Source organism: Mesorhizobium sp. BHscii, assembly GCF_053848065.1.
In genome coordinates this window covers 87,432-109,030 of the sequence record NZ_JBSPKW010000007.1, presented here as the reverse complement: position 1 = coordinate 109,030, position 21,599 = coordinate 87,432, and the positions used below count along the sequence as shown (strand labels likewise).

Sequence of the window (21,599 nt, the reverse complement as noted above, 5' to 3'; positions counted from 1 at the left end):
TGCTTTGAAAAATCAATTGATATTGTTAGGGTCTTTGCTGTGAGAAAATCTCACATGGTGGAGCACGGTCGTATCCGGAGACCGGGTTCCACTTTTCGGGATCGTGCTCCTTTGAGGCTCCGATGGCCAAGCGTCTGCCTCCCCTGAATCCGCTGCGCGCCTTCGAGGCAACGGCGCGCCATGCCTCGCTGACCAAGGCGGCGGCTGAGCTCAACGTCACCCACGGCGCCATCAGTCATCAGATCAAGGCGCTCGAACAGTCGCTTGGCGTCAAGCTGTTCGAGCGCGCCGGTCAGCGGGTGAAGCTGACGCCGCACGGGGCCGAATTGCTGCCGGCGGTGTCGACCGCCTTCGACGGCATCGCCGCCGCCACGCAGCGCATGACAAGGCCGGCGAGCACCGGCGCCCTCTCGGTATCCTGCGTGCCGGCGCTGCTGTTGCTGTGGATGATCCCGCGGCTCGGCAGCTTCACCTCGCAATATCCGGACATCAGGCTGACGCTGATCCCGTCCAATGACGCCAAGGACGTCCGCGCGCCACATATCGACGTCTGCGTGCACTATGGCGACGGCAGCTGGACCGATTGCTGGATGCGCAAATGGTCGGGTCTCGAACTGTTCCCGGTGGTCAGCCCGACGCTGATCAACAACCGTCCGATCCGCACCGTGCGCGATCTCGCCGACCACGTCTTCCTGCATGGCGACGACGGCCGCGAGTGGCACACCTGGCTGGCCGCCGCCGATGCGCTCGATCTGGAGCGCGGCCGCCGGCACCATCTCGGCGACGCGCGCATGGCGAGTGAGGCGGCCGTTCATGGTCACGGCGTGGCGCTTGGCGATACTGTGACGGCAAGCGGGCTGCTCGCCCGGGGACTGCTTGTCGCGCCGTTCAGCCTGTCGGTGCCGGCGGTCGACGATTTCTACGTCGTCTGTCGCAACGAGATGAGGTCGGCACCGATCGTGCAGCTGTTCATCGACTGGCTGTTTGCCGAGAAAGAACAGGCCGACGGCCGCGCCGATGCGCCGGTGGCGGGCCGCATCGGCATCCGCCGGAAGCGCCCGGCGCTGCGAGTGGTCGGCCCCAAGACCGCTTCCTGAGGCCGCGATTGCCGAAGCCGTATGCTTGCCGCCGGCTTTTCTTTTTGTCGGGCCAGCCCGCAAAGCGGGAGGCGCTTTCAAAAATTCAATGCTAAGAGGCATTTCGCTAAAGCAATTCCAGGAAAAGTGCGCAGCGGTTTTCCGTTCGGAATTGCGTGAAAACAAATTTAGAGCGGTTCAGCGTTTCTATCCAGAAACTGAACCGGTCTAGGAGCGAGCAGTGAAGGCGGCATCGAGACATGACCAAGACCGATATAGCGCGGCGCGTCTACAACCACACCTGGAAGCTCGACCCGATCGTCCGCAGCCTGCTCGACACCGATTTCTACAAGTTGCTGATGCTGCAGATGATCTGGGGCATGTATCCCGAGATCGACACCACCTTCTCGCTGATCAACCGCACCACTTCGGTTCGCCTTGCCGATGAGATCGACGAGGCGGAACTGCGCGATCAGCTCGACCATGCCCGCACCTTGCGCTTCTCCAAGAAAGAGATGATCTGGCTCGGCGGCAATACCTTCTATGGCCGCAAGCAGATCTTCGAACCGGAATTCCTCGCCTGGCTTGAAAATTTCCAGCTGCCGGAATACGTGCTTTCCAAGCGCGATGGCCAGTACGAGCTCACTTTCAGCGGTCCGTGGATGTACACGACGCTGTGGGAGATCCCGGCGCTCGCCATCATCAACGAATTGCGCTCGCGCGCCGCCATGCGGGCGCTCGGTCCGTTCGCGCTCGACGTGCTATATGCCCGCGCCAAGGCCAAAATGTGGGCCAAGACGGAGCGGCTGAAAGCGCTGCCGGATATCCGCATTTCGGACTTCGGCACGCGCCGCCGCCATTCCTTCCTGTGGCAGCGCTGGTGCGTCGAAGCGCTGAAGGAAGGCATCGGCGAGGCTTTCACCGGCACCTCCAACGTGCTTTTGGCCATGGATAACGACCTCGAGGCGCTCGGCACCAATGCGCATGAATTGCCGATGGTGCTCGCCGCCCTCGCCAATTCCGAAAAGGAGTTGAAGCAGTCGCCCTACAAGGTGCTGCAGGACTGGCAGCGCTACTATGGCGGCAATCTGCTGATCGTGCTGCCCGATGCTTTCGGCACCGCTTCGTTTCTGCGCGATGCGCCGGACTGGGTCGCCGACTGGACCGGCTTTCGGCCCGACAGCGCGCCGCCGATCGAGGGCGGCGAGAAGATCCTTTCCTGGTGGCGTGAAAAGGGCAAGGACCCCAGGCAAAAGCTGCTCATCTTCTCCGACGGGCTCGAGGTCGAGACCATCGAGGAAACCTACCGCCACTTCCGCGGCAAGGTGCGCATGTCCTTCGGCTGGGGCACCAACCTGACCAATGATTTCGAAGGTTGCGCGCCGACCAACACCAACCGGCTCGACGCCATCTCGCTGGTCTGCAAGGTCACCGAGGCCAATGGCCGCCCGGCGGTCAAGCTCTCCGATAATCCAGCCAAGGCCACCGGCGACGAGAAAGAGATCGAACGCTATTTGCGTATATTTGGCGAGAAAGACCGCGTGGAGCAGCTGGTCAAGGTGTGAGGGGCGAGGGAACTCTTGGATAGCATGAGTTCCTTCGCCGTAGTGCGCTGCCGGTTGGCAATAGCAATACCCTTTGCGGCTTCATTGATCCTCCTCGCGCCCACCCCCGCCTTTGCCCATGCCTCCGATCGCGGCCACGTCCTGCTTCTGCCGACGGGCTACTACGTCGCCGGCGGCGCGCTTGCCGTTGCCGCCAGCTTTTTCGTCCTCGCGCTGCTGCCGTCAGACTTTCCCGCCCGCTTCTGGCGGCGGCGTCTGCCGCTTTTCGCATTCGGCAACGGCGCACGGGCAATCGTCAGCCTGATATCCTTTGCCGGCTTTGCAATTCTGATTGCGGCCGGCTTGTTCGGCAGCCGCGATCCGCTTTCCAACCCGCTGCCGCTGGCCATCTGGACGCTGCTCTGGGTTGGGCTGGTTTTGCTGCAGGGGCTGCTCGGCAATCTCTGGTCATGGCTGAACCCATGGTACGGGCCTTGGCGTGTCATTTCCCGCCTGTTCGGCAAGCGGCAGACGTGGCGCCCGCCTCCGTGGCTTGGCTGCTGGCCGGCCGTCGTGCTGTTCTTCGGCTTCGCCTGGTTCGAGCTGATCGACCCGGCGCCCGACGATCCGGCGCGGCTCGCCTGGGCCGCCGGTTTCTATTGGCTGCTGAGTTTTGCCGCCATGCTGGTGTTCGGCTACCGCGACTGGAGCCGGCGAGGCGAGTTCCTGGCCGTCTTCTTCGCCATGATTGCACGATTCGCCCTCCTTGAGCGCAATGAAGTCGAGCGCAGTGAAGGCGGTCGGCTCAGTCTGTGCTGGCCGGGCGCCACGCTCAGCGATGCCGCGCCGCTGTCGCTCAGCGGCATTGCTTTCCTGCTGCTTGCGCTGTCGTCGGTCTCCTTCGATGGCCTGTCGAAAACCTTCTTTTGGCTCGGCCTGTTCGGCCTCAATCCGCTGGAGTTTCCGGGCCGCACGGCGGTGATCGGCATCGGCACCTTCGGGCTCGTGCTGACGTTCGTCTTGCTTGCAGCCGCGTTCATCCTTGCCATTGTCCTTGGCCAGCGTCTTGCCGGCAGCCCGCATTCCCTCAGTCAGGCCGCAGGGCTGCTGGTCTGGTCGATCGTGCCGATCGCGCTCGCCTACCATGTCGCGCATTACCTGACGGCGCTGCTGGTCGATGGCCAATACGCCATCGCCGCTCTTTCCGACCCGTTTGCGCTGGGCTGGAACCTGCTCGGCACCGCCGGCATGCAGATCGAAGCCGGCGTGGCGGCTGGCGCCGGCTCGGCATGGTGGCTGTGGAATCTCCAGGCCGGCGTCATCATCGCCGGCCACATGCTCGCCGTGCTCGTTGCCCATGGCCTCGCCTGGCGATTGCACCCGGTTCCCGCTCGCGCCGCGCTCAGCCAGTTTCCGCTCACCGTGCTGATGATCGCCTATACGGTCTTCGGCCTGTGGTTACTTGCCACGCCTTCAGTCGGATGAGACAAAAGCCCGGCTCGATGGCGTCGATTGAACGTTGGGGAAAGCCCGCTTGCCACACCAGGGCTTTGATGATTTAGTTTGTACACATGCAATTTCGGCGCTCTTACCAGAGTGGCCCGCTTCGCTACAGCCATTGGTCAAAACTCAAAAACAAGGGGAACTGCCGTGACTGACAAGAATGGGTTTTTAGATCTCTCCAAAACCGGTCTCACCCGCCGCACGGCGCTAAAGGGGTTGGCCGCAGGCGCCGGCCTTGCCGTCGCGCCTGGGTTCGTGCGTTATAGCCAGGCGCAGAGCTCGGCGCCGATAAAGATCGGCTTCCAGTCCCACCGCACCGGCATCGGCGCCGCCTATGGTCGCTGGTACGAGAGGACCACCGCCGCCGCGGTCAAGGCGATCAATGAAGCCGGCGGCATCAACGGCCGGCCGGTCGAGGTGATCATCGAGGATGACGGCACCGATCCCGGCCGCGGCGCCGAAGTGGTCGGCAAATTCGCCACCCAGCACAAGACCGACATCGTCTACGGCACGCTGTTTTCGCATGTCGTCATCGGCTCGGCGCCGGCTGCCGGCGAGGCCAAGATGCCCTATTTCGTCGTCAGCGAAGGCCACCACGTCGCCTCGACCAAGCTCAACCGCTACGTCTTCCAGCCCGGCATCACCGACGTGAAGAGCCAGATCCAGGCGATGGCGCCCTGGATCGCGGCGAATGCCGGCAAGAAGGTGACGCAGATATTCCCAGATTTCGCCTTCGGCTACGACCATCGCGACTATCTTCCGCCGGCGCTGAAGGCGCAAGGCGCCGAAGTCATTGCCCAGATCGCCATCCCGCCGACGGAATCGTCCTTCACCAAATACTTCCCGCAGATCCCAGCCGAGACCGAGGTGATCTACCACGTCATGGTCGGTCCGGCGGTGCTCACCTTCGTCAAGGAACTCGGCGAGTTCTATGGCTCCAACCGGCCGCAGTTGTTCGGCTTCATCGATTCGCTCGAAGCCACCGACATCAACAGCCCCGGCCTCGAATTCCTCGACGGCAGCCATTTCTGGGAAGGCTCGCCGCGCTACGCGCAGCCCAATGATTCCGCCGCGCAGAAGGCCTATCGCGCCGCCGTGGGCATCGACGACAATGGCGCTGCCGTCGGCGATCCGAAGGATGTCTCCACCGCCGCGCACATGTTCGGCTGCTGGGAAACGCTCTATGTCGTCAAGAAGGCGATGGAGGATGCCGGCTACAAGGGTCCGGAAGACCGCGCCAAGCTGGTCGAGGCGACCGAGGCCTTGACGGAGTTCGCCGAGGGCCCCGAGCATCCGCAAGGACCGAAGACCTTCAACGGCAAGATCCATCAGTGTTTTGGCATCCAGAACATCTCCAAGGTCGAAGGCGGCCGGCTGAACGTCGTCCACAAGACCAAGATCGAGGACGGCCTCTATGAGCCGGAAGGGGATTACACGACCCAGGCGCTGTGAGCTTAGCTGTTTTAGCCGTAGTGCGCTTCGAGCCACCCCCCTCTGTCCTGCCGGACATCTCCCCACAGAGGGGGGTGCTTCTCGCACCTGCCAGCGCATAATGGCCTTCGGACCCCACCTCCTCCTCGCCGCCCTCGAAGGCCTCGTCACCTCCGCCGTGCTGGCGCTGACGGCGCTTGGCCTGTCGCTGGTGTTCGGCGTCATGCGCGTCGTCAATGTCGCCCATGGCGAGTTCTTCATGCTCGGCGCGGTGCTTGCCTGGGCTATCTCCACGGCGATATCAGGCCATCCGGCGGTCGGCTTCCTGGCCGCCCTCGTGCTGGGGCCGCTGATCGTCGGTCTGATCGCGCTCGTCTCCGAACGGCTGGTGCTGCGCCGGCTGAATTACAATCCGGAGGCCACCATCGTCGCCACCATCGGCATGCTCTACATCATCCAGCAACTGGCGCTGACCTTCTACGGTCCGGAGGCACGGCCGGTAGAGCCGCCCTTCAGCTATCGCATCCTTTTGCCGTGGTTCGGCTACTCCGGCTACAAGCTGTCGATCATCGCCGCATCGGCGCTTCTGCTGGTCGCGACGTGGTTCGTGCTGACGCGTACGAAAATCGGCCTCGTCATGCGCGCCACGCAATATGACCGCGAGACGGCGCAGGCCTTCGGCATTCCGGTCGACCGCGTCTATGCCGGCGTCTTCGCGCTCGGCGCCATGCTGGCGGCGGTGGCCGCCGTGCTGATCGTGCCGATCAGCCAGGCGCACTATCTGATGGGACAGGACCCGCTGCTGCTGTCCTTCATCGTCGTCATCATCGGCGGGCTCGGCTCGCTGCGCGGCACCGTCGTCGCTGCCGTGCTCATCGGCTTGTCGGACGGCATCATCTCGGTGTTTTTCTCGCCGACTCTGGCCAAGATCATCGCCACGCTACTGGTTGCAATGGTGCTGGTGTTCCGGCCGCAAGGCCTGTTCGGGACGGCATCGCGATGAAGGAGGCTTCACCGGTAAAAGCCTATGCGTTGCATGTGGGCGTCATCGCGCTGTTTTTCGTCCTAAGCTTCGTCCTGCCGGAATATCACCACGGGCTGCTCGCCCGCATCATGGTGCTGGCGGTTTTCGCCATCGGCTACAACATGCTGTTCGGCTATGTCGGGCTGCTCAGCCTCGGCCATGCCATGTTCTTTTCGGCTGGACTCTATGGCGCAGGCCTCGCCGTCATCCATCTCGGCTGGAGCGTGCCGGCCGCCTACGCCGCCGGCCTTGCATGCGGCGCGCTTCTCGCGCTGGTGATCGGGGTGCTGGCGCTGCGTACTTCCGGCGTTGCCTTCATGATCGTCACCATGATGTTCGCGCAGGTATTCTATCTCATAATCCTCTATTTCGCGGCCTGGACCGGCGGCGATCAGGGCCTGGTCGTGCCGCAGTCGGCGCGTGTGCTTGTTTTGGGCGACACGTCGCTCGGCCTCACCGACCCGACCGTGCGCTACATGAGCGCGCTCGCCCTGTTCTCGATCGTGCTGCTGGTGGCGCTCGTTATCGTCCGCTCCAGGTATGGCCGTGTGCTGGTCGCCATTCGCGAAAACGAGGAGCGGACCAAGATGCTCGGCTACGACACGTTTTCCAACAAGCTCGCCGCGGTCGTAGTCTCCGGCACGATCTGCGCGGCTTCGGGCGCCGCCTACGCGCTGCTGTTCGGTTATGTCGGCTCGACCTTCGCCTCGGTGCAATATTCCATCCTACCGCTGCTCTGGGTGCTGCTCGGCGGTGCTGCGACCACGCTCGGTCCGCTGATCGGCACGCTGTTCATGTACTATGTCGTCGACATCACCAGCGGCTACACCTCGGCCTATCTGCTGATCGTCGGCATCGCCCTCATCCTGCTGGTGCTGTTCTTCCCCAGGGGCATTCTCGGCACCGTCCGCCAGCGCTGGCTTGGATGGCTCCCATGATGCCGCTGCTGACGACCAAGGGCCTGTCCCGCAATTTCGGCGGCCTGCGCGCCGTCGACGGTGTCGAATTCGCCCTCATGCCGGGCGAGATTCGCGCCGTCATCGGCCCCAATGGCGCCGGCAAGACCACCTTCGTCAGCCTGGTCAGCGGCCGCATCCAGCCGTCCTCGGGCATGATCGTCTTCGACGGCGCCGACATCACCAGCCTGCCGGCCTACGCCAGGGTCCGCCTTGGCATTGCCTACACCTTCCAGATCACCAGCGTCTTTGCCAACCTCACCGCTTACGACAACGTCGCACTGCCAGTGCAGCGCACGCTGACCGGTGGCCGCTCGAAAGGTGCCGTGCATGCCGGCGTCATGGCGGCGTTGGAGCGCACCGGCCTTGCCGACCGCGCCCACATGCCGGCCGGGCAATTGTCCTATGGCCATCAGCGCCTGCTCGAAGTGGCGATGGGGCTCGCGCTAAAACCGCGCCTGCTGATTCTCGATGAGCCGACGCAGGGGCTGGCCGACAGCGAGATCGACAATTTCATCGGGCTGGTGCGCGAGATCGCCACAAGCGCGACTGTGCTTCTGATCGAACACAACATGCCGGTGGTCATGCAGCTTGCCGACCGCATCACCGTCTTCAACGCCGGCAAGATCCTGGCCGAAGGCACGCCCGAGCAGGTCCGTGCCAATGCCGAAGTGCAGGACGCCTACCTGGGGACCGCCCCATGACTGAAACACGGTCTGAAGCACTGACCATCTCCGGGCTCGACTGCTTCTACGGCGAGGTCCAGGTGCTCTACGGCCTCGACCTCGTGTTGAACAAGGGCGAGGTCCTTTGCCTGTTTGGCCGCAACGGCGCCGGCAAGACGACGACGCTGAAGGCGATCATGGGCCTCGTTCCCTCACGCGCCGGCTCGATCAGGCTCGACGGCAAGGAGTTGACTGGCCTGCTGGCGCATGACGTGCCGAAGGCCGGCGTCGCCTATGTGCCGCAGGGCCGGCGGCTGTTCGCCGAGATGACGGTGGCTGAAAACATCGAGATCGGCCTGATGGCCCGCGGCAAGGGCAAGACGACGCGCGAAAACGTGCTCGACCTTTTTCCGCTGCTGCGTCAGCGGCTCAGACAACGCTCCGGCACGCTGTCGGGCGGCGAGCAGCAGATGCTGGCTATGGCGCGGGCCCTGTGTCTCGAACCGCAGGTGCTTCTACTCGACGAGCCGACCGAAGGGCTGATGCCGTCGATGATCGCCAGGATCCGTGAGACGGTGTCGAAGCTGCGCAATCTTGGCGTCTCGACGATCCTGGTCGAGCAGCGGGTCGATGCCGTGCTATCCGTCGCTGACCGGGTCTCGTTCATTGAGAACGGTCGCAACCGCGAGACCGTCGATGTCGAGGAGCTCCGCGCCGATCCGTCGGCGGTCCGCCGCTATGTCGGCGTGGGTTGATCAGCCAAAGAACAGAAAACCCGCGATCAGGAATATCGGGATCAGCACCGCGCCCGACCATGCCATGTAGCCGAAGAAGCCCGGCATCTTGACGCCGCGATGTCTGGCAATCGCGTAGACCATGAAGTTCGGCGCATTGCCGATATAGGTGTTGGCGCCCATGAACACCGCGCCGGCCGAGATCGCCGCCAGCGTGGAGGCGAAGGTGGTCATCAGATGCTGTGGATCGCCGCCGGCGAGCTCAAAGAACACCAGATAGGTCGGCGCATTGTCGAGGAAGGATGACAGCGCTCCGGTCATCCAGAAATAAGCGAGGTCGTTTGGCTCGCCCGTCGGCGAGCTGACAAGCGAGACCAGCGGTGCCAGCGCGCCGTCGGGGCCGGCCCTGAGAATGGCGATGACCGGCACGATGCAGATGAAGATGCCGGCAAATAGTTTAGCCACTTCGGCGATCGGCTCCCAGTGGAAGTTGTTCGCCTGCCTGTGGCTCTTGGGCGAGACGCCAAGCGAAAGGAAGGCAAGCGCCAGGATGACGGCGTCGCGCACGAGGTTCTGCAATTCAAGGCTCACGCCGTGGACGGAGAAAGCTACGCCCGGCTTCCAGGTCGCGGAAAGCAGGATCGCGCCGATCACCCCGGCCAGCAGCGGGACGTTGGGCAAGCCGCGGATGCGCACCTTCGTGTCCGGCGTCGGATCCTTGATCTTCGGCGCGCCGGCCTCGCGGCGATGCAGGATGATGTCCATGGCCAGGAAGACGGCCAGCACCAGGCCGCCGACGAACAGTGTCTCCTGATAGAGGTTGGTGGTGGTCCAGAAGAAATCGACGCCGCGCAGAAAGCCGACGAACAGCGGCGGGTCCCCGAGCGGCGTCAGCGACCCGCCGATGTTGGACACCAGGAAAATGAAGAAGATGACGACATGGGCATTGAACGCCCGGTTGTCATTGGCGCGCAGGATCGGCCGGATCAGGATCATCGAGGCGCCGGTCGTGCCGATGACTGAGGCGAGCAGCGCCCCGATCAGCAGCAATCCGGCATTCACCAGCGGCGTGCCATGGATGTTGCCGGCGACGAGGATGCCGCCTGAAATGGTGAACAGCGCAAACAGAAGAATGATGAACGACATGTATTCGGTAAGCAGTGCGTGCAATACCGCCTCTGTGGCCGAAGGCATGCCGAACGCCACCGCCAGCGGCACGACCGCGAGCGCCGCCCAGAAGAAGGTGATCTTGCCGTAGTGATGCTCCCAGACATGGTGGAAGAGCAATGGTCCGGTGGCGATCGACAGAAGCAGGCCGGCAAAGGGCAGCGCCCACCACAGCGACATTGTTTGGCCCGGCAACTTGTGGGCCTCGGCTGCGAGCGCTATTCCCGGAAACAGGGTTGCGACTGCCACCACTGCGCCCGCCGTCAAAGCCGCCGCAAACCGCATAAAGCCCCCTCTGGAATTGTGTCGGATGCGATTGGTGATGTTCAAGCCAGCGTCACGCCGGCATCGCGCATCCGATTCAGCATCGTCTCGACGGACCCGTTGAGATTGATGCCGCGGCAGGCGTCGAGCCGCACTGTTGTGTGGAAGCCCTGCTTGACCGCATCGAGTGCCGAAAAGGCGACACAGAAATCGGTCGCGAGACCAACCAGGGTCAGCGTGTCGATGCCGCGCTCCCTAAGATGGCCGGCAAGACCAGTCGGCGTCGTATGGTCGTTCTCGAAGAAGGCCGAATAGCTGTCGATCGCCGGCCGGAAGCCCTTGCGGATGACCAGTTCGGCCTTGGTCCAGGCGAGGCCGGAGTGAAAGTCCGAGCCTAGGCTGCCCTGGATGCAGTGGTCCGGCCACAGCGTCTGCTGGCCGTAAGGCATCTCGATCGTCTCGAACGGCTTCTTGCCGGGATGACTGGAGGCAAAGCTCGAATGGCCGGCGGGATGCCAGTCCTGCGTCAGCACGACATGTTCGGTCCGCCGGATCAGGTCGTTGACCAGCGGCACGATCTCGTCGCCGCCGGCCACCGCCAGCGCGCCGCCGGGGCAGAAATCGTTCTGCAGGTCGATGATGACAAGCGCTTCGTCGGCCATGGAGCCTCCCTCTTGTTTGTCCGGAGGCATGACCCGAACCGGAAGTCTGCCGAAACGTGGCATCCGGTGTTCGAAGCCAATCCCCACCGAAAAATGCCGCTGACGCGACCGGATGGAGAAACTCGACCAGATGGCCGGCTGCGTCAACCTCCAACGGTATAACAAAATGCGTGCCGCCGCGCCGAGGCGGAGAGCGGCCCCAAACTCTGGCTTTGACAAATCTTGCCGGCTTGATATCATTTGCATACGAATGAATTTGACCGGCCCGAGTGCCGGAAGGATCCCTATTTCTGGGAAGGCAAAGCGTGATCCGTTACGCGAAACCCACCACCGTCGACGAGGCTCTCGCTTTGCTTGGCGAGGTTTCGTGGCGCATCCTTGCCGGCGGCACCGATTTCTACCCGGCACAAGGGGCCAAGCCTTTCCGCGAGAATGTCCTCGACATCAACGGTCTGGCGGCGCTGCGTGGTATCGCCGAAACCGAGGACCATTGGGTCATCGGTGCGCGCACGACGTGGACTGATCTTGTCCGTCATCCGCTGCCGGCGGCTTTCGATGCGCTGAAGCAGGCGGCGCGTGAAGTCGGGTCCGTGCAGATCCAGAACGTCGCCTCCATCGCCGGCAATCTCTGCAATGCCTCCCCGGCCGCAGATGGCGTGCCGGCTCTGCTCATTCTCGACGCCGAGGTCGAACTGCGCTCGACGGCGATGGTCCGCCATCTGCCGCTGCAAAAGTTCATCCTGGGAAACCGCCGCACGGAACTGCAGCCAGGCGAAATGGTCACCGCCATCCGCGTGCCGAAAAACGCGGCCACCGGGGCGTCGGCTTTCGTAAAACTCGGCGCGCGTCGCTATCTCGTCATTTCCATAGCCATGGCGGCCGCCCGCCTAACCGTTGAGGGCGGCATCGTCGGCAATGCTGCCGTCGCCGTCGGCTCCTGCTCCGTTGTCGCCAAGCGTCTCTTGGGCGTCGAAGCAGCCTTGCGGGGGCTCCCGGTCGACCACGCTCTCGCCACCGCGATCCAGTCCGCACCGATGGACGAGCTGTCGCCGATCGGCGATGTCCGCGGCAGCGCCGAATACCGGCTGGACGCTGCGCGTGAGATCGTCGTCCGCGCCGTACTAGATGCCGCGGGCCATATGCCTACGGCAAGGGTGGCGGCGGCATGAACCAAGCTCAACCTGACATGACCGAAGCGCAGCCTGGCATGAGCGAAGCTCAGCCTGGCATGAGCGAACCTCAGCCTGGCATGAGCATGGAACGCGCCGACATCGCTTTCGAGGTCAACGGCGCCGCCGTTTCTGTCTGCGTGCCGCCGGTTCGCCGTCTCTCTTCGGTGCTGCGCGACGAATTGCACCTGACCGGCACCAAGGTCGGCTGCGACGCCGGCGACTGCGGCGCTTGCACAGTGCTTGTCGATGGCGAACCGGTCTGCGCCTGCCTCATGTCAGTGGCTTCTGCCGCTGGCACCGTGGTGACGACCGTCGAGGGTCTCGCCAACGGCAGTATATCGGCGCTGCAGGCCTCGTTCCTCGATCATGGCGCAGCGCAGTGTGGCATCTGCACACCCGGCCTGCTGGTCGCGGCGACCGCACTTCTCGACAGCAAGCCCAACCCAACCGAGGCTGAAACACAGGATGCACTGGGCGGCGTCCTCTGCCGCTGCACCGGCTACCGCAAGATCATCGCTGCGGTGATGAATGCTGGACGGTTCGCGAGCGAACTCTCGACCGACGGCGCTGGCCCCAATCCGCCTGCCGGCACCTTCTCCCCGTATAGTGACGGGGAGAAGGGACAAGCTCCAGCGCCGGCGTCCCCCTCTCCCCGTCTTTCACGGGGTGAGGTTGAGGGGCAGCACCAACTTAAGCGGCTGGATCTCGACCTTGACCGCAGAATGCCAATCTCAGGCCACGCCGTCGGTTCGTCGCCGATCAGGCTCGACGGCCTGCCGAAAGTCACTGGAGGCGAAAAATTCGGCGGCGATTCCTTTCCGGCCGATGCGCTGGCGGTGCTGGTGGTCCGCTCGCCGCATTATCATGCCCGCTTCGCTTTCGGCGATCTCGACGCCTGGATAAAAGCTCATCCCGGCATCGTCGGCGTCTACACCGCTGCCGACATTCCAGGAAAGAACAGCTTCGGTGTCATTGCGCCTTTTGCCGATCAGCCGGCGCTGGCCGAAGGTTTTTCGCGCTTTCGCGGCGAGGCGGTGGCGCTGGTTGCCGGTGAGCGCGAGGCCATGCTCGATCTCGACCTTTCGGATTTCCCTGTTCGTTGGACTGAGTTGCCGCACGTTCTGCAGCCCTGCGAGGCGCAAGCCGGCGGCGCACAACTGATCCACGAAGATAGGCCGGCAAACCTGCTCACCACCGGCTTTGTCGAGCGCGGTGACCCCGAAGCTGCGCTTGCCGGCGCGGCTTTCACGGTTTCCGGCGCCATCGACACGTCCTACGTCGAGCACGCCTATATCGAGCCGGAAGCCGGCCATGCCTATATGGACGGCGACACGCTGGTCGTCGTCGCCTGCACGCAGGCGCCGTACATGGACCGCGACGATGTGGCAAAGGTACTTGCACTTGCCGTCGACAAGGTGCGCATCATGCCAACCGCCACCGGCGGCGGCTTCGGCTCGAAACTCGATGTCTCGTTGCAGCCTCTCATCGGCCTAGTCGCCATGAAGACCGGCCGGCCGGCCGCACTCGCCTACACCCGCAATGAATCGATGATCTCGACCACGAAGCGCCATCCCGCTGAGATGAAGGCGACGATCGGCGCCGATGCCGATGGCCGCATCATCGGCATGGTCTTTGCAGGCGATTTCAACACCGGCGCCTATGCGAGCTGGGGTCCGACCGTCGCCAACCGCGTGCCGGTACATGCCTCCGGTCCCTATGCAACGCCGAACTATCGCGCCGAAGGCCGCGCTATTCACACCAATGGGCCGATCTCCGGCGCCTTCCGCGGCTTCGGCGTGCCGCAGGCGACGATCATGCAGGAGACGCTCTATGACGAGCTGGCCGAAAAGCTTGGGCTGGATCGGCTCGATTTTCGCTTGAAAAACTGTCTTCGGAACGGCTCCGAAACGGTTACGGGCCAGAGGCTGGAATCGGGCGTCGGCATCGCCGAATGCCTTGAAGCGCTGCGGCCGCATTGGATGCGCGCCCTTGTCGATGCCGAGTTGTTCAACGCCGGCAGCAGCACAAAAAAACGCGGCGTCGGTGTCGCCTCTTGCTGGTATGGCTGCGGCAACACCTCGCTGCCCAATCCGTCGACCATCAGGGTCGGCATCTCCGCCTCCGGCGATGTCGTCCTGCATCAGGGTGCGGTTGACATCGGTCAAGGCTCGAACACGGTCATTGCCCAGATCTGCGCCGACGCGCTCGGCCTGCCGCTGGAAAAATTCCGGCTGAAAAGCGCCGACACGGAGATCACGCCGGACGCCGGCAAGACATCCGCTTCGCGCCAGACCTTCGTGACCGGCAAGGCCGCCGAAAAGGCCGGCCGCGCCTTGCGCGAGACCATGCTGCGCTTTGCCAACGTGTCGGAGAAGGCGGTGATCGCTCTGGACGGCGCAAGCCTGGTCATCCGCGAGGGCGAAGCGACCCGGCATATCGATTTGTCAACGCTGAACGCCGATGCCGATGGCTTCGTTTTCCGCGCCGAGGAAAGCTACGACCCGCCGACATTGCCGCTCGACGCCAAGGGCCAGGGCAAGCCTTACGCGGTCTACGGCTACGGCGCGCAGATCGCCGAACTGGAAGTCGACCTCAAGCTCGGTACGGTGAAGCTGATCAAGATCACCGCCGCGCATGATGTCGGCAAGGCGATCAATCCGCTGCTCGCCGAAGGCCAGATCGAGGGCGGCATCGCGCAAGGCATCGGCATGGCGCTGATGGAGGAATACATCCCCGGCCGCACCGAGAATCTGCACGACTATCTCATCCCGACCATTGGCGACGTACCGCCGATCGAGACCATCCTGATCGAAGTTCCGGATCCGGAAGGACCCTTTGGCGCCAAGGGTCTGGGCGAACACGTGCTGATCCCGACGGCGCCCGCGATCCTCAATGCCATCCGTCATGCCACTGGTGTCCTGGTCACCAAAATTCCGGCGACGCCGAGCCGCATCCGCGCGGCGATACGGGACAAGGAGGCACGCCGATGAGCGAGCTGGCCGAACGCTTCGAAACGCATGATCCCGGCGAGAAGCAGGTGGCGGAGAAGATCCGCTGCGATGCCTGCCCGGTGATGTGCTACATATCAGACGGCCGTACCGGCGCCTGTGATCGCTACGGCAATGTCGGCGGCAGGATCGTGCGGATGGATCCGCTGACCATCCTCGACCACGCGACCGAGACCGGTGGCGCGGTCGTACCGTTTATCGCCGAGGGCGAAGAATGGGACGGCGAACTGGTCAACACGGGCCGCCGCTTCGTCACCGCGATCGGCGCCGGCACCACCTACCCCGACTACAAGCCGGCCCCTTTCATCGTCAGCCAGCAGGTCGAAGGCGTCGATCTCGTCACCATAGTCACCGAGGGCATCTTCTCCTACTGCGGCGTCAAGGTTAAGATCGATACCGACCGTCATATCGGCCCCGAAACGGCGACGGTGCGCGCCGGAGGCGAAGCGATCGGCCATGTCACGACAGGCGAATACGGTTCGCAGATGCTGTCGCTCGGCGGCGTGCATCATCTGACCGGCGGCTCGAAAGCGGAAGGCCGCGCCACCTGCGATGCGCTGCTTAATCTGTGCAACCGCAAGCCGGTCGAACTTGCTATCGATGGCGGTGCCACGGTGATCGTCGAAGCCGGCAAGCCGCCGGTCATCGACGGCAAGCTCGAACACCGCATGCGCGTCGGCTGCGGCTCGGCCACGATCGGCATGTTCGCCACCCAATGGCGCGGCCTGGTCGACGAGGTGGTGGTGGTCGACGACCACATCACCGGCGTCGTCTCCGAGCATCAGGCAGGCAAGGTGCTCGGCTGGCAGGAGACGGGGATAAAAATCATCGGCCGCCGTTCGACCCCGGGCCGCTATTTCAAGGTGTCCGAGCCCGGCCTCGGCTGGGGCGGCACCAGCATTTCCGACCCGCTGTCGATCCTAGGCGAATGGAATGCGAAAAAGGGCGCGCGGCCGGGCCTGTCGCTGCTGATGGTCTCGACCACCGGCGAGCAGTTCGCCTATTACGAGCTCGACGACGAATTGAAGCCGGTGCAGAAACCCTTCCCGGAGCGGCTGCAGAAGTCTGTCGGCCTGATCGAGGACAATTGCGAGCCGGCGCTGTGCACCGTGCTGTTCGTCGGCGGAGCCGGCGGCTCGCTGCGCGCCGGCGTCACTGAGAACCCGGTCAATCTGACCCGCTCGGTGCAGGGCCTAACGACTTATGTGACCGTTGGCGGCGCGCCGGTCTATGTCTGGCCGGGCGGCGGCATCACGCTGATGGTCGACGTCACCCGCGTGCCGGAAAACGCCTTCGGCTATGTGCCGACACCGGCGTTGGTCGCGCCGATCGAGTTCACCCTGCGCCGCGACGACTATGTCAGGCTCGGCGGCTATGAAGCCGAGATCCGCAGCGTCGATGACATTCTCGCCAAAGGCGGCGAATATCTCAATCCGCGCCGCGGCACGGCTGCGCCGGCCAGCAATCCGTGGCCGCCGCTGGCGCAGTTGCGGCGCGCAGCGGGCAACGGGGTCAAGTGATGAACGGCCCGCAGGCGCATTGGCTTGAGGACGGCAGGCGGCTGCATCTCAATCATGGCCCGATCGACCTGATCATTGAGGCATTTGGCGATGCGAGCGAATGCCGCGCCGCCTATGGCCAGGCGGTGGCGCGGTTTCAAACAATCCTGTCGGAGCTCGTCGAAGAGCTGCCAGAACTGCGCCGGCCAGCCTCCTTGCGGCCACGTGCTTTCGCTGGCCCGACGGCGCGGCGCATGGAAGCGGCGGTCAATCCGTTGGCGGAACAATTCATCACACCCATGGCCGCCGTCGCCGGTTCGGTAGCCGACGAAATGCTTGGCGCGCTGCTGGCCGGGCGCCGGCTCGATCGCGCCTACGTCAACAATGGCGGCGACAGCGCGATCCATCTCGGCAACGGCCGGTCCATCACCCTTGCCATTGCCGGGACAGGCCATGGTTTGGCAGACCGCATCACGATCCACGCCGAAGACGGGATCCGCGGCGTCGCGACCAGCGGCTGGCGCGGCCGTTCCTTTTCGCTCGGCATCGCCGACGCCGTCACCGTGCTGGCGCGGACGGGTGCTGAAGCCGATGCCGCCGCGACCCTGATCGCCAATGCCGTCGACCTGCCCGGTCATCCTGCCGTCGAGCGCGTGCCGGCGCGCGCTCTGGCGCCCGACAGCGACCTTGGCGATCGCCGGGTCACCCAGGGCGTCGGTGTGCTTTCGTCAGGCGAAATAGCCGCGGCGCTGGACAGCGGACTCGCCGTCGCCGAAGAGTTTCGGGGACACGGCCTGATTGCCGCCTCAGCGCTGTTCCTTGCCGGTCAGGCACGGATCGCCGGTCCCATGGCGCTCACTGCGCCCAGTGAGAAATCAAGGAAGGAAATTGCCCATGTCTGAGTTTGCGATCCGCAAGGTTGCGGTGCTGACGGAGGAGATATTTCATGAGGGCGGGCCGGTGGCGAAGGTGCCGCGCCGCCGTGCCGCCGCCATGGCGGTGGTGAAGAACCCGTTCGCCGGCCGCTACGTGGAGGATCTGCAGAGCGCCATGGACGATCTGAAGCCGCTCGGGCTGCTGCTTTCCGACAAGCTGATCGCCGCGTTGGGCGGCGACGTGAAGCAGATCGACGGCTACGGCAAGGGCGCCATCGTCGGTATCGCGGGGGAGCTGGAGCATGGTGCGCTGTGGCATGTGCCTGGCGGCTATGCGATGCGCGAACGGCTCGGTGACGCCAAGGCGATCGTGCCATCGGCAAAGAAGGTCGGCGCCTTCGGCTCGCGGCTCGACGTGCCGCTCGGCCATATCAACGCCGCCTATGTGCGCAGCCATTTCGATGCCATGGAGGTCGGCATCAGCGACGGGCCTCGTCCCGACGAGATACTGTTCTGCCTCGCCATGACCTGCGGCCCGCGCGTGCACGACCGCATGGGCGGCCTTGCGGCAAAAGACATCAAGGCTTGGGACGGACTGCGGTGAGCGCTGAGGACGTCAAGCTCAAGCTGGTCGAGGCCGAGGAGCCAGACGAAAACGATTACCGCTTGCAGGAGCAGGTCGGCTTCATCCTGCGCAAGGCGCACCAGCGCCATGTCTCGATCTTCGCCGCGCACATCGCCGACCTGACACCGCCGCAGTTCGCCGCCCTGGCCAAATTGCACGATGTCGGCGAGACCTCGCAGAACCAGCTTGGCAGCCTGATCGCCATGGATGCGGCGACGGTGAAAGGCGTCATCGACCGGCTCAAGGCGCGGGGCCTGGTCGAGCTTTCCAAGCATGAGGTCGACAAAAGGCGCCTGCTGGTCAGTCTGACTGCTGAGGGCCGCAATGCCGTCGAGCGGCTGATCCCGATCGCCCGCGATATCACACAGGAAACGCTGGCGCCGCTTTCCGCCAAGGAGGCCGCCATTTTCATGAAGCTTTTGGCCAAGCTGGCGTGAACACGGCCTTGGTCAGCGCTGCCCCTCACCTGCCTGCCGGCATCCTCTCCCCGTAGAACGGCGAGAGGTACTCGTCATCGACGACTTCGTCTCAGACCCCATTCTCCTTCAGGAGCTGGGCGGCATTTTCCTTGGTGATCTTCTGCATCGGAAGCGTGATGGTCTTTTCTCGCCGTTCAGGAACTTGATCGCCTGCCGCAGCCCTTCGGCACCCGGCGTCACGTAGGCGAACGTCACCGTTGGCAAGAGCTGCACGCCTTCGATCGGCGGCTGTCGACGCCGAAAAACTTGATCGTCTTGCTCGCGACCGGCGTCCTTGGCGGCAAGGTAAGCGCCGTAGCTTGTGACCGTCGACGAGGTCTCCTCGTTGGCGCTCCGGCCATCTCCCCACTTTGGGGGTGTTTGGACCGGGCGATCGGCAGCGTCAGCACCGCGCCCACTCACTCCCGCGACATTGGCGACTGGCGAAAGCCGTGATGACGGCAAATTCCCAACCGAAGAGGTGTCCGGCAGGCCAGAGGGGGCGTGAGGCATCGCTACACAACGGCTTTCCAGCCGTGCCGCTGTCAGGCCGCTTCCGACAGCGATTTGTGGGCGTCGCTCAGGATCTCGAAGGATCGCACCCGCGCTGCGTGGTCGAAAATCTGCGCGGTGACCATCAGCTCATCGGCACCGGTGCGACGGATAAACGCTTCTATGCCTTGCCTGACGGTTTCCGGGGCGCCGACGACGGCGCAGGACAGCGCCTGGCCAAGCATGGTTTTGGCCATCGGATCGAGGTCGCGCTCATATCCCTCGACCGGCGGCGGCAATCGGCCGGGCCGGCCGGTGCGCAGATTGACGAAGGCCTGCTGTAGCGAGGTGAACAGCAGCCGCGCCTCAGCGTCGGAGGGCGCCGCGAACACGTTGAGGCCGAGCATGACATAGGGCTTGTCGAGCTCTTTCGATGGCTGGAAGCGCGAGCGGTAGATCTCCAGTGCGTGGTCGAGTTCGGCCGGTGCGAAATGCGAGGCGAAGGCGTAGGGCAGGCCGAGCATGGCTGCGAGCTGTGCGCCATAGAGGCTTGAGCCCAGGATCCAGATCGGCACCTGCTCGCCCTCGCCGGGTACGGCGCGGATACGCTGACCGTCTTCGGCCGCCTGGAAATAGCCCATCAGCTCGACGACATCCTGCGGGAAACTGTCGGCGCCGGCCTTGAGATTGCGGCGCAGCGCGCGCGCAGTGCCCATGTCGGTGCCCGGCGCCCGGCCGAGGCCGAGATCGATGCGGCCGGGATGCAATGCGTTAAGCGTGCCGAACTGCTCGGCGATGACCAGCGGCGAATGGTTAGGCAGCATGATGCCGCCGGCGCCGACGCGTATCGTCCTGGTACCGCCTGCGACGTGGGCAATGACGACGGAGGTGGCGGCGCTGGCGATGCCAGGCATGTTGTGATGCTCGGCCAGCCAATAGCGCCTGTATCCCAGCCGCTCGGCATGGCGGGCGAGATCGAGTGAATTGGCGAGCGATTGCGAAGCGTTGCTGCCTTCGACGATCGGCGACAGGTCGAGAACGGAAAGAGCGGTCATGGGCGGGGATCCTATGGACGGGAGGGATGTAGGAAGCGACCACCAAGGCCGCAAATTCAAAAAATTGAACAGACGCCGCGCGTCCAAGCAGCCGCAAAGGACGCTCTGGCATTTGGGTCCGAGGGATTCCCTCCGGAACTTATCTCGGTTCCCGGATCATACGCCCGCCGCCTTCTCGGTCTCTGAAATCTGTTCGTCCTCAACCGCCGTATGCTGCGCCGCCAGGAAATTGCCGACATGGCTGAGGCCGTCGAAATGATCGCAGAACACCTTGATGACGACCAGCAGCGGCACCGCCATCAGCGCGCCGACGAAGCCCCACAACCAGGACCAGAAGGCAATGGCGATGAGGATCGCCACGGCGTTGATCTCGAGGCGGCGGCCAACCACAGTCGGCGTCACAAACTGGCCTTCGATGACGTCGCACAAAATGACGAATGCTGGCGCCAGCAGCGCATAGGAGATCGTCTCGAAGCTGATCAGCGAGATGACGGTAACCAGCGTGATCGTAATCAGCGCACCGATATAGGGCAGGAAATTAAGCAGAGCCGCTGCCGCGCCCCAGACCTGAGCGTTGGGCACGCCGAGGGCCCACAGGCCGAGCCCGATGACCGTGCCGAGGCCCGCGTTGATGACCGTGACGGTGAGCAGATAGTGCGAGATTTCACGTTCAACGTCGTAGACGACGCGCAGCGCCCGCTTCTTTTCGCTGAGACTGGGGAAGGACTGGACAATCTTCTCATAGAACATCGTGCCGGAGGCGAGCAGGAACAGCGACAGGACAAAGACAATGGTGACGCTGGTGCCGGCCGACAGCACATTGCCGGCGGCTTGCGAGAGAATGCCCGATGGCGCCATGGCCACCCTCTGAACGCCGGGCTCCTGGGAGGTCTGCGTTAGTCCCTCTATCTGACGCGAAATCTCCACGATCCTTTCGAACGGACGGCGCAGTTGCGCCAGACGTTCCGCAAGCTGCTGGCCGATCGACGAGGTGTTGTTGATGAGGTCGATGACCGGGCCGCTGAGCAAATACCCTGCGACAGCGATGACGCAGAACGACAGCAGCACCAGCAATGTCGCCGACATGGCATCGGGCAAGCCGTGCTTGCGCAGGAAGCGGACGATCGGCGTCAGCGTCAGTGCCAGCAGGAAAGCCAGAATGACCGGCATGAAGAAGGCACGGGCGAAGTAGAGCGCGAAGATCGCCATAAGGATGAAGATGCCAACGAGCAGCGAACGAATCAGATGGGTATCCGCACGCGCCTCGGCGCGCGAATCCGGGCTATCGGCAGCGCCTGCGCCCGAAGCGGCGGGTTCGGCTTTCATTCTGGCCCTCGGCGGCACACCGCGATTGGCGTAGACCGTGGGCGGAAACGCCTTTGCGGCTTC

18 protein-coding genes and 1 pseudogene are annotated in these 21,599 nt (G+C 64.0%); 14 read left to right on the top strand and 5 right to left on the bottom strand.

The genetic code is table 11. The features are described from left to right. Positions 1-122 precede the first annotated feature (122 nt). The 8 genes from gcvA to ACWTU7_RS12605 all read left to right on the top strand — a co-directional run bounded on the left by gcvA (position 123) and on the right by ACWTU7_RS12605 (position 8,954). On the top strand, positions 123-1,097 hold the full coding sequence (gene gcvA, locus ACWTU7_RS12640) for a transcriptional regulator GcvA (protein WP_455838774.1): 975 nt from the start codon (positions 123-125) through the stop codon (positions 1,095-1,097). A gap of 239 nt (positions 1,098-1,336) precedes the next feature. Beyond that, a complete protein-coding gene (gene pncB / locus ACWTU7_RS12635) occupies positions 1,337-2,641 on the top strand; it encodes a nicotinate phosphoribosyltransferase (protein WP_287337273.1) in 1,305 nt (434 codons plus the stop codon). 24 nt (positions 2,642-2,665) lie between these two features. Then, positions 2,666-4,105, top strand: a complete 1,440-nt coding sequence (locus ACWTU7_RS12630; protein ID WP_455838773.1) for a hypothetical protein — start codon at positions 2,666-2,668, stop codon at positions 4,103-4,105. Between the two features lie 165 nt (positions 4,106-4,270). Beyond that, positions 4,271-5,575, top strand: a complete 1,305-nt coding sequence (locus ACWTU7_RS12625; RefSeq protein ID WP_029347223.1) for an ABC transporter substrate-binding protein — start codon at positions 4,271-4,273, stop codon at positions 5,573-5,575. A gap of 100 nt (positions 5,576-5,675) precedes the next feature. After that, the gene (locus ACWTU7_RS12620; protein WP_029347224.1) at positions 5,676-6,557 is read left to right on the top strand and encodes a branched-chain amino acid ABC transporter permease; all 882 of its coding nucleotides are present in this window, start codon (positions 5,676-5,678) and stop codon (positions 6,555-6,557) included. Continuing rightward, a complete protein-coding gene (locus ACWTU7_RS12615) occupies positions 6,554-7,516 on the top strand; it encodes a branched-chain amino acid ABC transporter permease (protein ID WP_455838772.1) in 963 nt (320 codons plus the stop codon). The genes ACWTU7_RS12620 and ACWTU7_RS12615 overlap by 4 nt, the downstream gene beginning before the upstream one ends. After that, positions 7,513-8,238, top strand: coding sequence for an ABC transporter ATP-binding protein (locus tag ACWTU7_RS12610; protein ID WP_127209273.1), 726 nt, complete (start codon positions 7,513-7,515; stop codon positions 8,236-8,238). The genes ACWTU7_RS12615 and ACWTU7_RS12610 overlap by 4 nt, the downstream gene beginning before the upstream one ends. Next, complete coding sequence (locus ACWTU7_RS12605) at positions 8,235-8,954, top strand: ABC transporter ATP-binding protein (protein ID WP_287113751.1); 720 nt, start codon at positions 8,235-8,237, stop codon at positions 8,952-8,954. The genes ACWTU7_RS12610 and ACWTU7_RS12605 overlap by 4 nt, the downstream gene beginning before the upstream one ends. On the opposite strand, the gene ACWTU7_RS12600 is transcribed toward ACWTU7_RS12605, so the two are convergent. Then, a complete protein-coding gene (locus ACWTU7_RS12600) occupies positions 8,955-10,385 on the bottom strand; it encodes a sodium:proton antiporter (RefSeq protein WP_455838771.1) in 1,431 nt (476 codons plus the stop codon). It abuts the gene before it with no gap. A 41-nt stretch (positions 10,386-10,426) separates the two neighbouring features. Next, positions 10,427-11,026 carry a bifunctional nicotinamidase/pyrazinamidase gene (pncA, locus tag ACWTU7_RS12595; RefSeq protein ID WP_029347234.1) on the bottom strand — a complete coding sequence of 200 codons (600 nt, stop codon included), beginning with the start codon at positions 11,024-11,026 and terminating at the stop codon, positions 10,427-10,429. A gap of 305 nt (positions 11,027-11,331) precedes the next feature. Here pncA and ACWTU7_RS12590 point away from each other — a divergent pair, with 305 nt between their 5' ends. From ACWTU7_RS12590 to ACWTU7_RS12565, 6 genes are read left to right on the top strand one after another with little or no spacing between them, the layout of a single operon-like run. Beyond that, positions 11,332-12,195: an FAD binding domain-containing protein gene (locus ACWTU7_RS12590; protein WP_455838770.1), complete on the top strand. Its 864-nt coding sequence runs from the start codon at positions 11,332-11,334 to the stop codon at positions 12,193-12,195. A gap of 59 nt (positions 12,196-12,254) precedes the next feature. Then, a complete protein-coding gene (locus tag ACWTU7_RS12585; RefSeq protein WP_455838866.1) occupies positions 12,255-15,188 on the top strand; it encodes a molybdopterin-dependent oxidoreductase in 2,934 nt (977 codons plus the stop codon). After that, complete coding sequence (locus ACWTU7_RS12580; protein ID WP_455838769.1) at positions 15,185-16,726, top strand: 6-hydroxynicotinate reductase; 1,542 nt, start codon at positions 15,185-15,187, stop codon at positions 16,724-16,726. The genes ACWTU7_RS12585 and ACWTU7_RS12580 overlap by 4 nt, the downstream gene beginning before the upstream one ends. Next, positions 16,726-17,607, top strand: a complete 882-nt coding sequence (locus ACWTU7_RS12575) for a UPF0280 family protein (protein ID WP_095517526.1) — start codon at positions 16,726-16,728, stop codon at positions 17,605-17,607. The genes ACWTU7_RS12580 and ACWTU7_RS12575 overlap by 1 nt, the downstream gene beginning before the upstream one ends. Beyond that, on the top strand, positions 17,600-18,184 hold the full coding sequence (locus tag ACWTU7_RS12570; RefSeq protein ID WP_287337261.1) for an amino acid synthesis family protein: 585 nt from the start codon (positions 17,600-17,602) through the stop codon (positions 18,182-18,184). The genes ACWTU7_RS12575 and ACWTU7_RS12570 overlap by 8 nt, the downstream gene beginning before the upstream one ends. Further along, on the top strand, positions 18,181-18,642 hold the full coding sequence (locus ACWTU7_RS12565; RefSeq protein WP_029347245.1) for a MarR family winged helix-turn-helix transcriptional regulator: 462 nt from the start codon (positions 18,181-18,183) through the stop codon (positions 18,640-18,642). The genes ACWTU7_RS12570 and ACWTU7_RS12565 overlap by 4 nt, the downstream gene beginning before the upstream one ends. A 91-nt stretch (positions 18,643-18,733) precedes the next feature. On the opposite strand, the pseudogene ACWTU7_RS12560 reads toward ACWTU7_RS12565, so the two are convergent. The 3 genes and pseudogenes from ACWTU7_RS12560 to ACWTU7_RS12550 form a co-directional block, all read right to left on the bottom strand. Further along, positions 18,734-18,984 (bottom strand): annotated as a pseudogene (locus tag ACWTU7_RS12560) (substrate-binding domain-containing protein); the annotation flags it as partial. 224 nt (positions 18,985-19,208) lie between these two features. Beyond that, on the bottom strand, positions 19,209-20,210 hold the full coding sequence (locus ACWTU7_RS12555) for an LLM class flavin-dependent oxidoreductase (RefSeq protein ID WP_455838768.1): 1,002 nt from the start codon (positions 20,208-20,210) through the stop codon (positions 19,209-19,211). A 156-nt stretch (positions 20,211-20,366) separates the two neighbouring features. Continuing rightward, entirely contained in the window at positions 20,367-21,536 is a 1,170-nt protein-coding gene (locus ACWTU7_RS12550; RefSeq protein ID WP_029347250.1) for an AI-2E family transporter, read from the bottom strand. Positions 21,537-21,599 lie beyond the last annotated feature (63 nt).